At 68.5% G+C, this 14,149-nt stretch carries 13 protein-coding genes and 1 tRNA gene; 4 read left to right on the top strand and 10 right to left on the bottom strand.

Annotated elements, in window-relative coordinates; all coding sequences use genetic code 11:
- Positions 1–83: 83 nt before the first annotated feature.
- The 3 genes from V7E05_RS11455 to polA form a co-directional block, all read right to left on the bottom strand.
- Positions 84–824 (bottom strand): ABC transporter substrate-binding protein, encoded by a 741-nt coding sequence (locus V7E05_RS11455; RefSeq protein ID WP_333619784.1) that lies wholly within the window; start codon positions 822–824, stop codon positions 84–86.
- Positions 825–1,123: 299 nt separating this feature from the next.
- On the bottom strand, positions 1,124–2,134 hold the full coding sequence (locus tag V7E05_RS11450; protein ID WP_333619783.1) for an alpha/beta hydrolase fold domain-containing protein: 1,011 nt from the start codon (positions 2,132–2,134) through the stop codon (positions 1,124–1,126).
- Positions 2,135–2,170: 36 nt separating this feature from the next.
- Positions 2,171–5,011: a DNA polymerase I gene (gene polA / locus V7E05_RS11445; RefSeq protein WP_333619782.1), complete on the bottom strand. Its 2,841-nt coding sequence runs from the start codon at positions 5,009–5,011 to the stop codon at positions 2,171–2,173.
- A 147-nt stretch (positions 5,012–5,158) separates the two neighbouring features.
- On the opposite strand from polA, the gene V7E05_RS11440 reads away from it, so the two are divergent.
- Both V7E05_RS11440 and V7E05_RS11435 read left to right on the top strand, forming a co-directional pair.
- Positions 5,159–5,232 (top strand) — tRNA-Leu (locus V7E05_RS11440).
- A 78-nt stretch (positions 5,233–5,310) separates the two neighbouring features.
- Positions 5,311–5,865 (top strand): dihydrofolate reductase family protein, encoded by a 555-nt coding sequence (locus tag V7E05_RS11435; RefSeq protein WP_333619781.1) that lies wholly within the window; start codon positions 5,311–5,313, stop codon positions 5,863–5,865.
- 35 nt (positions 5,866–5,900) lie between these two features.
- Here the strand turns inward: V7E05_RS11435 and V7E05_RS11430 are convergent, their stop codons facing one another.
- Positions 5,901–6,092, bottom strand: coding sequence for a hypothetical protein (locus V7E05_RS11430; RefSeq protein WP_333619780.1), 192 nt, complete (start codon positions 6,090–6,092; stop codon positions 5,901–5,903).
- A 281-nt stretch (positions 6,093–6,373) separates the two neighbouring features.
- Here V7E05_RS11430 and V7E05_RS11425 point away from each other — a divergent pair, with 281 nt between their 5' ends.
- Both V7E05_RS11425 and V7E05_RS11420 read left to right on the top strand, forming a co-directional pair.
- Entirely contained in the window at positions 6,374–6,862 is a 489-nt protein-coding gene (locus V7E05_RS11425; RefSeq protein ID WP_442891665.1) for a PH domain-containing protein, read from the top strand.
- Complete coding sequence (locus V7E05_RS11420; RefSeq protein WP_333619779.1) at positions 6,859–8,430, top strand: PH domain-containing protein; 1,572 nt, start codon at positions 6,859–6,861, stop codon at positions 8,428–8,430. The genes V7E05_RS11425 and V7E05_RS11420 overlap by 4 nt, the downstream gene beginning before the upstream one ends.
- On the opposite strand, the gene V7E05_RS11415 is transcribed toward V7E05_RS11420, so the two are convergent.
- The 6 genes from V7E05_RS11415 to V7E05_RS11390 all read right to left on the bottom strand — a co-directional run.
- The gene (locus V7E05_RS11415) at positions 8,427–8,873 is read right to left on the bottom strand and encodes an SRPBCC family protein (protein WP_333619778.1); all 447 of its coding nucleotides are present in this window, start codon (positions 8,871–8,873) and stop codon (positions 8,427–8,429) included. The genes V7E05_RS11420 and V7E05_RS11415 overlap by 4 nt on opposite strands.
- A 239-nt stretch (positions 8,874–9,112) precedes the next feature.
- Positions 9,113–9,856: a M23 family metallopeptidase gene (locus V7E05_RS11410; protein WP_333619777.1), complete on the bottom strand. Its 744-nt coding sequence runs from the start codon at positions 9,854–9,856 to the stop codon at positions 9,113–9,115.
- Positions 9,857–10,090: 234 nt separating this feature from the next.
- Complete coding sequence (pyk, locus tag V7E05_RS11405; protein WP_333619776.1) at positions 10,091–11,506, bottom strand: pyruvate kinase; 1,416 nt, start codon at positions 11,504–11,506, stop codon at positions 10,091–10,093.
- 98 nt (positions 11,507–11,604) lie between these two features.
- Positions 11,605–12,582: a prolipoprotein diacylglyceryl transferase gene (gene lgt / locus V7E05_RS11400; protein ID WP_333619775.1), complete on the bottom strand. Its 978-nt coding sequence runs from the start codon at positions 12,580–12,582 to the stop codon at positions 11,605–11,607.
- A 36-nt stretch (positions 12,583–12,618) separates the two neighbouring features.
- Positions 12,619–13,407 (bottom strand): tryptophan synthase subunit alpha, encoded by a 789-nt coding sequence (gene trpA / locus V7E05_RS11395; RefSeq protein ID WP_333619774.1) that lies wholly within the window; start codon positions 13,405–13,407, stop codon positions 12,619–12,621.
- A partial coding sequence (locus V7E05_RS11390) for a pyridoxal-phosphate dependent enzyme (protein WP_333619773.1) occupies positions 13,404–14,149 on the bottom strand: 746 nt, incomplete at its 5' end. The genes trpA and V7E05_RS11390, both read right to left, overlap by 4 nt.

Raw genomic sequence — 14,149 nt, 5'->3', positions numbered from 1 at the left:
GTCATCCGACACGTGCGGCTCTCTTTCCCTCGTTCTCTGGTTCGGTCGTGCTCTTCGCGGCCTCGCTCCGGGCCCCGCCGGCATCAGGCAAGCCCTGGAGGAGTGTCGAGGAGGCCGTCGGAGACGCCCCAGCTCTCGGCGATCCTCTCGATCTCCCCGTCGTCATACAGCTTCCCTAGGGCCGCCACGACCGCCGGCCCCAGGGGCGAGCCCTTGGGCAGCGAGATCCCGTAGGGGGCCGCGTCGTACAGGGACCCGACGACCTTGATGTTGCCCTCGGACTGCACCTCCGCGTAGGCGGAGACAGGGGAATCGGCGCTCATCGCGTCGACCTGGCCGAGCGCCACCGCGTTGGCCGCCTGGGCCTGCTCGTCGAAAGAGACCCGCTCGATGGGCGGCAGCCCGCGGGCCACGCAGTCCGCGCTCTTCTTCGGCACGTCGTCGGTTTCCTGGACCGTGGTGCGCTGCACGCCGACCTTGAGTCCGCACGCGTTGTCCGGGTCGATGTCCTTGTCCGCCGACGTGGCCCACTGCGTCCCGGCCATGAAGTACTCGGCCATGCCCACGACGGCAGTGCGCTCATCCGTGACGTTCATCGACGAGATGCCCGCCGAGAGCGTCCCCGATTCGATCGAGGGGATGATCTTCTCGAAATCCGACTCCCCGATGTCCGCACGGAGGCCGAGCACCTGCGAGACGGCGGTGATGATGTCGATGTCGAAGCCGATGATCTCGCCGCGGGAGTCCTTGAACTCGTTGGGCGCGTACGGGGTGTTCGTGCCCACTGCGAGGACCCCGGAGTCTCGGATGTCTGCGGGGAGCATCGCGGCGATCGCGGGATCGGCCGTGGCGGCGGGCGCCTGCCAGTCGAAGGGGAGCCCGCCCTCGTCGTTCGTGGTGCAGCCGGCGAGCGCCGCGCCCGCGACGATCGCCGCAGCTGCTGCGGCGGCGCCGCGGCGGATCGGTGACGTGGGAATCGTTGGTCCTTTCCCCGGAAAGCAGTGCTCGGTGTGCCTGGGCGCACCGGCACACCGTATTGCCAGGAAGATTAAGGCATTCTGTGGGCCGTTTCCAAACGATTAACACCGAATTTACGCGAGTCTTTCTTGGCGTCGTCGCCTTTTCAGCGACATCCCTCCGGCTCGGGCCTGCGAGCCCCGGGTGCCCGCCCGAGGATCGCCGCGGCGACCACACGAAGCGCCTTCTTGGACTCGGGGACCCACCTCGCGGCCGGATAGACGTGGAAGCCATCGTCCGCCCGCACATACCCCGTCGGCACGCCCGCAGCACGGAGCTTGGCTACGAAGAGGTCGACGTCCGGTGCGAACACGTCGCGGCCTCCCTGCACGACCGTCACGGGAGGGAGGCCCTCGAGTGTTCCGAACGTCGGGCTGATCAGCGGATCGGCGGTGTCCCGCTCCCCCGCCCACCACGTCGCCGCCTCGGCGAGGAGATCGACATCGAGAGACGGGTCCTTCTCCTGCACCTCGCGTGCCGCGTCGTTCGCCATCGTCGCGTCCACCCACGGCGAGAACAGGGCTACGGCATCGGGGGCGCGGCGCCCGGCGTCACGAAGGCGCATGGCCTCGACCAAGGCTATGGCCCCTCCGGCGGAGTCCCCGACGAATGCGAGGCGGCCGCTGCGGGCGCCGTCGCTCGGGCCTGCGGCGGAGTCCCCCGCGCCGACGATCTCGTCGGTGACCGCGTCGATCACCGGATAGGCCTCGTCCGCCGTGTGCGCGGGGGCGAGCGGATAGCTCGGCACGTGGACCGTCGCGCCAGTCCGAGAGATGAGCCCGCCGACAAGCCACCAGTGCGGCAGGATCGCCGCGGCGTTGTAGGAGCCTCCATGGAAGTAGAGGATCTCGGTGTCGGTCGCGCCGCGGCGCGGCGTCAGGCTCGTGACGGCGATGGGCGCGCGCCCCTGGCGCCGTCCGGAACCGGCCTCCCGCGGACTCGCGTTCCCCGAACCCGCCCCCGGCTTCGAGCCGCCCAGCTCTCTGCGCTCGACGCGGCAGCTCCGCCGCAGCCCGCGCGGCACGGGGGCGTCGACGGTGTGATCACCGTGCGAGGCGAAGAAGCGGTGCTGCGTGGCGGACACGGCGGCGACCGTGAGGCGCATGAGCAGGGTCATGCCGCCGAGTCTAGGTTCGCCGGCGTCCGCCCGCTCCTAGTGCGCAGCGGAGTCCCAGTTCGGGCCCGTGCCCACGGAGACCTCGAGCGGGACCGAGAGCGTGATCGCCTCGTCCATCTCGGTGACCACGATGTCGCGCACCTTTTCGAGCTCGCCGCCGGCGACCTCGAGGACGAGTTCGTCGTGGACCTGGAGGAGGACCCGGCTGGTGAGCGAATCGTCTCGCAGGCGCCTGTCGACCCGGAGCATCGCCTCCTTGATGATATCGGCGGCGGTGCCCTGGATCGGCGCGTTGAGCGCGGCCCGCTCGGCGTTCTCGCGCTGGATCCGGTTCGTCGAGTTGAGCTCCGGGAGGTACCGGCGGCGCCCGAACATCGTCTCGGTGTAACCCACGGAGCGAGCGTCCTCGACGATCGCCTGGAGGAAATCGCGGACCGCGCCGAAGCGCGCGAAGTAGGCGTCCATCTGCTCCTTGGCCTCGGACTGGGAAATGCCGAGTTGCGCGGCGAGCCCGTAGGCCGAGAGCCCGTAGGCGAGGCCGTACGACATCGCCTTGGTGCGGCGCCGGAGCTCAGGCGTGACCTCGTCGATCTCCACTCCGAAGGCCCGCGAGCCGACGAAGGAGTGCAGGTCCTCACCGGTGCGGAACGCCTCGATGAGCCCGGCGTCCTCGGAGAGATGCGCCATGACCCGCATCTCGATCTGGCTGTAGTCCGCCGTGAGCAGGCAGTCGTAGCCCTCCCCCACGTGGAATGCCGAGCGGATCCTGCGGCCCGTCTCGTTGCGCACGGGGATGTTCTGGAGGTTCGGTTCGATGGACGAGAGCCGGCCGGTGGCCGCGATGGTCTGGCGGAAGGTCGTGTGGATGCGTCCGTCGTCGGCGACGGTCTTGATGAGCCCCTCCACCGTCTGCTTCATTTTCGTCGCGTCCCGGTATTCGAGGAGAGCTCCGAGGAACGGGTGCGGGCTCGTGGCCTGGAGCTCTTCGAGCGCCTTCGCGTCGGTGGTGTAGCCGGTCTTCGTGCGCTTGGTCTTCGGCAGCCCGAGGTCCTCGAACAGAACCTTCTGCAGCTGCTTCGGGGAGCCGAGGTTGACGCTCGAGTCGCCGATCGACTCCCACGCCGAGTTCTGGGCGGCGCTCGCGCGGTCGACGAAGTCCTCGCGGAGCTTGTCGAGCGCGGCGCGGTCGACGGCGATTCCCGCCCGCTCGCTGGCGAAAAGAACGCGCGCGAGCGGGAGTTCCATGTCGTAGAACAGTTTGCGCCCGTGGACGGTGCCGAGCTCAATATCGAGGCGGCCCGAGAGGTCGATGAGCGCGAACGCGCTCTCAGCGTGGAAACGGCCCATCTCCTCGTCCGCGGCCACATCCCCGAGCAGGGAGAGCTGCGAATCGGGCTCGCCGCCGGGATGGAGCTCGCGCTGCATGTGGCGGAGCATGAGGCCCTCGAGCGCATAGGTGCGCTGCCCGGGTCGCACGAGGTACGCGGCGAGTGAGGCGTCGAAGCGGACACCCTCGAGGCCCCAGCCGCGCGAATCGAGCTGGTGCCGCGCGGCCTTGGAGTCGTGGAAGATCTTCGGAATGCTGCCGTCGGCGAACCACTCGGCCAGCGCGGACTCGTCCTCCGGGGTCGCCGTCGCCAGATCCACGTAGCCCGCACGGCCCGAGGGGGCCGCGATCGCGATGGACGTGAGATCGGGGTTCGCCGGCGAGCCGTCGCCGACGAGGTGGACTCCGGCGCACGCCGTCACAGGTGGGAGTTCCTCTCCACCTGCCGCGGTTCCCGTGTCGCCGGCCTCGCCCGGATCGATCCGCGTGATCTCCTCGCCGAGCTTGGAGAGCCACCCTGTTATGGCATCCGATCCGAGCATCTCGAGCTCGAGCTTGACGTCCGCGGCCGCGGCATCGATCTGCTCGGCGGAGTCCCCGGACGTGCCGAATGCGGCAAAGAGGCGATCGCGAAAGTCCTTGCCGAACTGCAGGGCGTCGAGCTCGGCGGTGACCGCCACGGCGTCGACCTCGTGCCGGGAGAGCTCGGCGATGGGCAGGTCGAGGTCGACGTCTCGATCGAGCTCGGTGAGCTTGCGGTTGAGCTGCACCTGGGGAATTGCCTCGCGCAGGTACTCGCCGCGCTTGCCGCCGAACTCGTCGGCGTGGGCGATGATCTCGTCGAGGCTGCCGTATTTCTGCAACCACTCGGCGGCCGTCTTCTCCCCGACCTTGTTGACGCCGGGCAGGTTGTCCGAGTTGTCGCCGCGGATCGCCGCGAGGTCTGCGTAGCGGTTCGGCGCGACACCGTACTTCGACTCGACCTCTTCCGGCGTGTAGCGGATCGGCGTCCCGGTGCCCTGCTTCGGGTAGAGCACCGTGACCTCGTCGGTGACCAGCTGAAGAGCATCGCGGTCGCCGGTGCAGATGTAGGAGTGGAAGCCCTCGGACTTGGCGCGCTCGGACAGGGTGGCGATGAGGTCGTCGGCCTCGTAGCCCTCGAGGCTGGCGATCCGGATCCCGCACGCGTCGAGCAGCTTCTGGATAAGCTCCACCTGCCCGGACCACTCCGGCGGGGTCGCCGAGCGGGTCGCCTTGTATTCGGGGTACTCGGCGGTGCGCTTGAGCGATTTGCGCGAGACGTCGAAGGCCACGGCCATGTGCGTCGGCTGCTCGTCCTGCACGATCTTCATGACCTGCGTGAAGAAGCCGTACACGGCGTTGGTGTGCTGCCCACCCGAGGTCGAGAAGTTCGCCGTGGGGATCGCGAAGAACGCGCGGAAAGCGAGCGAGTGCCCGTCGATGAGGAGGAGCCGCTTCCCTGCTTCGCCTGCCGCCTGCTGCTTGCCGTCTGCGCCGTTCGTGGTTTCCGTGTCCTTGTCGTCACTCACGCGCCCCACTCTATGTCTTTCGAGGCTGACGCCGGGCGTGCGGTAGAATTCCCGCCTGGCCGGGAAGTTCCCGGACGCGTTATCGATCCGGCTGCGTTCGGACCGCTTTCGCGCCCCGCGCGGATTCGCACACGGACACCGGCCGACGCCCCAGTAGCCCAATTGGCAGAGGCAACGGATTCAAAACCCGTCCAGTGTCGGTTCGAGTCCGACCTGGGGCACAGATCTCGGGCACAATTTCCTTGTATCCGTTTGGGACGATCGACCCGATCCTCCCTCCGAGCACAAGGACGACACCGATGGCCAAGATCAAGGCGCACGAGTTCCTCACCCTCGACGGGATCTTCTCCGACCCCGCGTGGACCGCCCCGTACGGCTTCCCTGCTGCGATGGGCGAGGCGATCGGCGAGATCACGGCCGGGAGCAGCGGCATCCTCCTCGGCAAGAACACCTTCGAGATGTTCGCTCCCGCATGGTCCGGGCGGAGTGCGGACGACGATCCCGGCGCCCCCTTCTTCAACGACACCACCAAGTACGTCGTCTCCTCGACGCTCGACTCCGCCGACGCCTGGCAGAACTCGCAGGTGCTCGGCGCCTACGACGCCGAGGCGATCCGCCGCCTTGCCGGCGAGGTGGACGGCGACCTCTACATCAGCGGCAGCGGCACTCTCGTCCGCGGCCTGCTCGCCGACGGACTCCTCGATGCACTGCACCTCTTCGTGTTCCCGCTCGTGCTCGGCTCCGGGGCTCGCCTCTTCCCCGAGGGCACTGCGGAGACCCCGCTCGCGCTGCTCGCCCATGAGACCTACGAGAACGGGGTCCAGCACCTCACCTACGGTCCCGCGGGCAAATAGGCGGTAGCGGCCCTGCGTCCCGGCTGGCCCCTCGCTCAGCCCGCAAGACGCGGCGCCCGATCGAACGAGTCGACGAGGACCTCGACGCTCCCGTCGGCGTGGAAATAGGCCTGCGAGGTCCCGCCGTCGGGCAGGAACGCCGTGACGAGCTTCGGCCACTCGGCATCGTCCCGCCCGGCTCCGTAACTCGCGCCGGCATAGTCCACCACGATGTCGTTCTCGTACATAGCGCGCCTCCTGCGTGTAGATCCGGCAATCACTTCGATCGCTGGGTACGAAGCTATTTCCGGTCCCTGTGCGCAGCTTGGGACGGCGCTGTCTCCTCGATGTCCGTCTTCCGGCCCGCCTGTACCACCCTGTTCCGGCCCTGATCGGATCCCGATCGATGCGCGAAGACCCGGGTGATCCCCGAGGCGTTGGGCTAGCGATACGTGCGAGACTGGGACTCATGCCGAGCTCAGCGAATCCCGAAGAGAATCAGGCAGTTTCGGAACCCGATGGCGGCGCGATGCCGATGGCGGGTGCCGTGGCGAGCGGCGAGGAGCGATTCAACCCCGTGAGTCCGAAGCTGGTCAGGGCGCGCCTCATCTTATGGCTGCCCGTGCCTGTGCTCATCGCGATCGGCGGAACCTTCCTCGCGCTTCTCCTGCATTGGTCGTTCTGGTTCCTCGCGGCAGCAGGGATCGCCATGGCCGCATGGGTGGTGTGGCTTATCCCGGCGCAGGTTCGCAGGATCGGGTGGCTTGAAGCTTCCGATGAGCTGCTCATCACCCGGGGCCGTCTCTGGCACACCTTTACGGTCGTCCCATACGGGCGAATCCAATATGTCGACGTCCAGGCTGGACCGATCGACCAGGCGTTCGGGCTCCAGACCATCACGCTCAACACCGCATCTACGAGCTCGGACTCGACCGTGCCCGGCCTCCCTGCCGCACAAGCCACCGCCCTGCGTCGGCGCCTCTCCGAGAAGGCGCGCGAGAGGATGAGCGGCCTGTGAGCCGGCCCGATGCCGACACCGGTGTCGGACCCGATGGCCCCGACAGGGGCGGAAGCCCCGGCGCCGGAGCGACCGACCACCAGATGGCGTCATCGGCCCTCGAGGGCTGGCGGCGCGTCCACATCGCCACGGTCTTCCTCAACCTGTGGTCCTTCCTCGCCGCCCTCGCCGGCGCCCTGCTGATCAACGCGCTGACCCAGGTCAGGGCCGGCACGCAGTTCCTCACCGAGCACGTGGGCTGGATCGCGGTCGCGGTCTCGATCGCCGCGATCCCCGTGGTCTTCGCGCCCGTCTGGGCTGCGACTCTGCCGTGGTGGAAGGCGCGGAGCTACCGACTCCAAGGCGGCCAGGTCGAGATCCGGCGCGGGATCGTCAGTCGGCAAAACCGCACGGCGCGTTTCGACAGGATCCAGGCGGTCGATATCGTCGAGCCACTCATCGCCCGGATCTTCGGCCTCGCCTCGGTCCGCATCGAGACTGCAGGCGGAGGAGACTCCGAGCTCGCCGTCTCCTTCCTGCGCCGAGCAGACGCCGAGGCGCTGCGTGACGAGATCCTCACCGAGACGCGGGGATACGGGACGGCGATTGCCGCCGCGTGCGCCCATGGGGCGATGGAAGCCGCGAGCTCCGACCGTGGGGGCGATGCGGCTTGCGCCGTCATGGGAACGCCCATACCGGACGCTGCCGACTCCGCGCGTGACGACCGCGCCCAGCCCGCGCGCGTCCTCATCCCCGAGATCCCCATCGCGCGCTCGATCGTCTCGTCGATCCTCCACCCCGCGGTCATCATCGCGGCCGTCCTCGCGGTCGGAGCAGCGGTCTTCCCGGTCGCGGCAACGGGCATCCTCCCGGCGATCGTCGGTGTGGTGCCGTGGCTCTATGCGGTGGTCAACCGGAGCTGGCGGTACGCGGCGAGCATCGAAGACGGGGCCCTCTCGATGGGCTACGGGCTCGCGGAACGGCGCCGTCAGACGGTACCCCTCGACCGTATCCATGCCGTCCAGATCCACCAACCGATCCTCTGGCGGCTCACGGGGTGGTGGTCCGTGCGGGTCGATATCGCGGGGTACAAGGAGGACCCGAACGGCATGTCCACGGTGGTGCTTCCCGTGGGGTCGCTCGTCGACGCGCTCGAGGTGTTCGCGGCTATCGGGCCACTCGACGCGACGGAGGTGGCGCACCTCGCGCGGCCGGAAGGGATGAGCCGCCCCGACTTCACGTCACCGCAACATGCGCTGCTCGCGTCGCCGATCGATCTACTCCGGCAGGGCGTGACCCTGGTGGGAGACGGGCATTCCGTCCCCTATGCCATCGTCACCCACTCCGGCCGGTTTGCCCGCCGCGTCTCGGCAATCGACCCCGCGCACATCCAGGAGCTCACTGTGCGGCGCGGGCCGGTGCAGAACGCGCTCGGCATCGCCACCGTGGGCTTCGACCTCGTCCCCGGGCCGGTACACATGGCCGGCGAGGACCTGCTCCCCACCGAGGCGGGTCGGCTCCTCGCGATCCTCCGCGCCCGGCGGCTGCCGGCGTTCACGCCGTCGCCGGCGCGGGGAGAGCGCGACTAGAGGCGCTCGCGGAGCAGGTCGATCTGGGCCTGCTGGATCTTCTGCAGGCCGCCGGGCGCGAACGTGCGCTCGAAGAAGCCGCCGATGCCCTTGGCCCCATCCCACGTACTCTCGACGACGAGGGTGGAGACGTTGTCGCCTTTGTCCGTCACCGTGTAGGTGGTGACCAGCGTCGAGTTCTGATCCGACTCCGTGAGCGTCCACTTCCGTGCGCGGTCGCCGGACTCGGAGACGTTGACCTGCACGTCACGCGAGCGCTTCTTCGTCGCCTGGAGGTGCCACGCGGCTATCGTGCCCTCGCCATTGCCGCCGGAGACCACGCGGTAAGCCGAGTACTGCTCCGGCTGGATCTCGGGCCGGAGCTGGTAGCTCGCCAGACGATCGGCGACGGTCGCCGCCGGCGCATCGATGCTTGCTTCGTTCCGGGCGCGGACTTTACCCACTGGGAATCTCCTTCGGCTTGGGGTCTCTTTCGGGCTCTCGAGCCGCGGGGCCGCAGCTCGTACCGGCTGCCAGTGTAGGCGGTGGGCGAAAGGACGCTCCGACGCGAGCCGACGGGTCCGGAGTGAGCCGGCATGAACCAGAGGGGCGTTACGGGCATACGACGAACGACGGCGCCGCCGCTCCCTCTCTGGAAGCGGCGGCGCCGTTCGAGTATCTGCGGCTGTAGAGCCGAAGCGTCTTAGACCATGACGCCGTTGGCCGCGAGCCACGGCACCGGGTCGATCCACTGGCCGGCGGCGTTCTGCACGCCGAAGTGGAGGTGCGGGCCCGTGGAGTAGCCGCGGTTGCCGACGGTGCCGATCTGCTGGCCGGCGGTAACGCGCTGGCCCACGGACACGTAGTTCTCGTTGTTGTGGCCGTACTCGAGGAGCTCGCCATCGTCCGTGCGGATACGGATCCAGAGGCCGTAGCCATCGGCCGGGCCGGCGTTCTCGACGGTGCCGGACTTGGCGGCGTAAATCGGGCTGCCAAGGGGCGCGCCGAAGTCGGTGCCGTTGTGGAAGGTGCCCCAGCGCTCTTCGAAGCCCGAGGTGACCGGGCCCATGGCCGGCACGTGCGCGCCACCCGTGGGGAACAGCGACTGGAGGAAGCTGAGGTCGATGCCCGCGACATCCGCGTACTGGCGGGCCTGGTTCTCCATGTCCGGCGTGAGCTGGCCGCCGTACTGGGCGTAGAGATCGTTGGCGAACGCCTGGATCTCCTCGATCGACGGGGCGGCGGGGATCTCGGCGGACTGAGCGCTGGCGATGGGGCCCGAGGCGAGAACTGCGCCACCGGCGATGGCGGCGCCCGCGACGATCTTCGCGGTCGTGCGGCCTGCGGCCGTGTTGCGCGCTGCGGCGTGGCGGGTGACGGTCGTCTGCTGTGCACCGAGGCGCTCGGCGAGCTGGGCCACGGAGACCGCGTTCGAGTTGTGCTTCATGTGCATCCTCAAGATTCCTGGTCGTGCTTGTGAGTTCTCGACGGTCTCGCTGCGGTTACGCGCGGATGAAGAAAACGTTAGTTCGGCGTCGCTGTTGCGACCTCAAGCAATGTAACAGGATGATCTCGCAAATGTCACGCCAAGGCACAGAAAAAATCGGACGTCGCAGGTAGAAAAGATATTCCTGCGACGCCCGAATTGTTATCGAAGCGCTCCAGCGGTCGTTCCGGGCAGCTAGTGGTCCTGCTCGCCGATTCTGTGGGCGAGGATGAAGTTGGTCGACCCCTCCACTCCGGGAACGCTGCCGGCGACCATGATGACGAGGTCACCCTCCTTGTACTTGTTCGACTCGAGGATGCGGTCGGTGGTCGAAAGCACCTGCGCGGTGTCCCCGAACTCGTCGACGAGATACGTCTCGACGCCCCACGACAGCGCGAGCTGGCAGCGCACGCGCGCATTGCCGGTGACGGCCAGGAGCGGGAGCGGGCTGTGCAGCCGCGACAGGCGCCGCACGGTGTCTCCACTACTCGTGACGGCGACCAGCGCCTTCGCGTCGAGGGACTCCCCGATATCGCGGGCCGCGTAGCTGATCACGCCGCGCTTGGTGCGCGGACGGTGGCGGAGGTCCGGAACGTGCGTTGAATCGGACTCCACGGCCTGCGCGATCGACGACATCGTGCGGACCGATTCGAAGGGGTACTTCCCCACCGAGGTCTCGCCCGAAAGCATCACGGCATCCGCGCCGTCGAGGACCGCGTTGGCGACGTCCGAGGCCTCGGCGCGCGTAGGACGCGAGTTCTCCATCATCGAATCGAGCATCTGTGTGGCGACGATGACGGGCTTGGCGTTCTCGCGGGCGATCTGGACCGCGCGCTTCTGGACGAGCGGGACGTCCTGGAGCGGCAGCTCGACGCCAAGGTCGCCGCGGGCGACCATGAGCCCGTCGAAGGCCATGACGACGGCCTCGAGGTTCTCCACGGCCTCCGGCTTCTCGATCTTCGCAATGACCGGGACGTGAATGTCCTCCTCGTCCATGATCTCGCGGACGAGATCGGCATCCGCAGGCGAGCGGACGAAGGAGAGGGCGATGAAGTCGACGCCGAGGCCGAGGGCGAAGCGGAGGTCGCTGATGTCCTTCTCGGAGAGGGCGGGGACCGAGACATTCATCCCCGGGAGCGAGACGCCCTTGTTGTTCGAGACCTCGCCGCCTTCGGTGACCAGGCAGCGGACATCATTCCCATTGACCTCGATGACCTCGACGGCGACCTTGCCGTCGTCGATGAGGAGCCGGTCGCCCGGGCGGGCATCGTCCGCGAGCTCCTTGTACGTGGTCGACACCCGGTCGTGGGTGCCTTCGACGTCCTCGACGGTGATGGTGACGAACTCGCCCGTCTTCCAGTCCTCGCGGGTGTTCGCGAAGGTCCCGAGTCGGATCTTCGGTCCCTGGAGATCGGCGAGGATGCCCACGGCGCGCCCATTGGCTTCGGAGGCCTCGCGAACCCAGTGGTAGTTCTGCTCGTGGTCGGCGTGCGAGCCGTGGCTGAAGTTAAGCCGAGCGACATCCATTCCGGTGTCGACGAGCTTGCGCACGGCTTCGGCGGAGGCCACGGCGGGCCCGAGGGTGCATACGATCTTTGTCCGGCGTTTCACTCCTTCAATCGTAGTCATCACTGGGCGTCCGCGTGGGCCCGAGGGCCCGTCTGAACGACAGAAAACATGAGAGCTACCTCATATCCCCTTGTGGGGCCTCATTCGCCTTTCGGAGAGGCCGAATCTCGAGCCGGATCCCCATCCGACGCCTGCGCCGAGCTCCTCTCGGAAACCTCCGCTGCGCCGCCCTTCGCGTCGCGCTCCCCGCCGACGGGGAGCAGCTCACTCGGATCCTCACGGCGCCTGCCCCGCATCGCCACGAAGTAGGCGATGGCGGCGAGGAAGACGAGGGTGGACACGATGGTGTTGATCCTCAGGCCGAGGACCATCGTCGCCTCGTCCGTGCGGAGCAGCTCGACTACGAAGCGGCCGACGCAGTACAGCGCGACGTACAGCGCGAAGACGCGGCCGTGTCCGAGCCGTAGGCGGCGGTCCGCAACCACGAGGAACACAGCGACGAGTACGCACCAGATGAGCTCGTAGAGGAACGTCGGCTGCACGATTCTGACGACCTCGCCCGTGGAATGACCGAGGTACTCCCCCGTCACGCCCGTTTCCGGGTCGATGCGTTTATAGATCTCGAGGCCCCACGGCAGGGTCGTCGGCGAGCCGTAGAGCTCCTGGTTGAAGTAGTTGCCGAGCCTGCCGATTCCCTGGGCGAGGATGATCGGCGGCGCGATCGAATCGGCGAACGCCCCGACCGCGCGGATACCGACTGCGCGCATGCCGACGAGCGCACCGACCGCGCCGAAGGCGACCGCGCCCCAGATGCCGAGGCCACCGTCCCAGATCTTCAGCGCGTCGAGCGGCTGCTTCCCCGGACCGAAGTAGCGCCAGTAGTCGGTGGCGACGTGGTAGATACGGCCGCCGATGATCCCGAACGGCACCGCCCAGATGGCGACGTCGAGGACGACACCGGGCTCGCCGCCGCGCGCCCGCCAGCGCCGCTCGCCCCACCAGCAGGCGACGATGATCCCGATGATGATGCACACCGCGTACATGCGGATGGGGAACGGACCGAGGTTCCACTCCCCCTGGGGCGGGCTCGGGATGTAGGCGAGGACCGAAGTGCTCATGCGCTCAATACTCCTGCTCTGGATCCGTCGGCCGGGCTAGCGGCGGACGCCCGCGGCGAGGTCGGCGACGAGCTCGCGCACGGCCTGCTCGCCCGCGGCGGCGGCGCTGATGATCGCCGAGCCGACGATCACGCCGTCGGCGTACGAGGCGATCTCCGCAGCCTGCGCCCCGTCGCGGACGCCGAGCCCCACGCACACGGGGAGCTCGCCGGCCGCGCGGATCCGGCGGGTCAGCTCCTTCGGCAGATCGGAAACGGCCTCTCGCGCGCCGGTTAAACCCATCACGGCCTGCGCATAGACGAATCCGGAGGCCGCGTCGACGGTCATCTGCAGCCGCTCGGGCGTCGAGGACGGCGCGACGAGGAAGATCTGCGAAAGCCCGTTCGCCTTGGCCGCGGCCGTCCACGCCTCGGCCTCGTCCGGGATGAGGTCGGGGGTGATGACCCCCTGCCCGCCCGCGGCGGCGAGGTCGACGGCGAAACGGTCGACGCCGTACTGCAGGATCGGGTTCCAATAGCTCATGACGACGGGCATCCCGCCCGCCTCGGCGACCGCGCGCACGACCTCGAAGGTATCGGCGACCTTCGTGCCCGCGGCGAGTGCCGCATCGGCCGCGGCCTGGATGGTCGGCCCGTCCATCATCGGATCGGAGTACGGGATCCCGACCTCCACGATGTCGCAGCCCGCCTCGACCATTGCCGCCACGGTGCGGACGGACTCTGCGACGCTCGGGTAGCCGGCCGGGAAGTAGCCGACGAGCGCCGCACGCCCCTCGGCGCGGCAGCGGGCGAAGGTCTCTTCCAGGGTGCTCGCTTCGGTGCTCACTTCTCGTCCCCCTCGGTGGTATCGGCGTTGCCGTTCTCGTCGACCAGGCCGAACCAGCGCGCTGCGGTGTCGACATCCTTGTCCCCGCGGCCGGAGACGTTGACGAGGAGCACGGGCTCGGACTCCCCGGCCGCTCGGGAATCGGCGGCGAGGGACGCCGCGCCGGCGAGCGCGTGCGCGGACTCGATCGCGGGGATGATCCCCTCCGTGCGGCAGACGAGCGCGAATGCGTCCATCGCCTCGGAATCGGTGACCGAACGGTACTCGGCCCTGCCGATATCGGCGAGGAAGGAATGCTCCGGACCGACGCCCGGGTAGTCGAGGCCGGCGGAGATCGAGTGCGATTCGATGACCTGGCCGTCCGAGTTCTGCATGAGGTGGGCGTACGAGCCTTGGAACACGCCGGGCGTGCCGGCGTTGATCGTCGCGGCCGTGCGCGGGGTTTCGGCGCCGTCGCCCCCGGCCTCGCAACCGACGAGGCGCACGTCGCCGTCATCGATAAAGGGGTGGAACAGCCCGATGGCGTTCGATCCGCCACCCACACACGCCACCGCGGCATCGGGCAGGCGGCCCGCCATCTCGAGGATCTGGAAGCGTGCCTCGGCGCCGACGATGCGCTGGAAATCGCGGACCATCGCGGGGAACGGGTGCGGCCCGGCGGCGGTGCCGAATGCGTAGTACGTGTCGTCCGCGTGGGCGACCCAGTCGCGCATCGCCTCGTTGATCGCGTCCTTGAGGGTGC

The organism is Dietzia sp. (assembly GCF_036741115.1).
Lineage (GTDB): Bacteria > Actinomycetota > Actinomycetes > Mycobacteriales > Mycobacteriaceae > Dietzia.
Note: the sequence above shows the minus strand (reverse complement) of the source record. Positions and strands in the feature narration are given on the sequence as shown.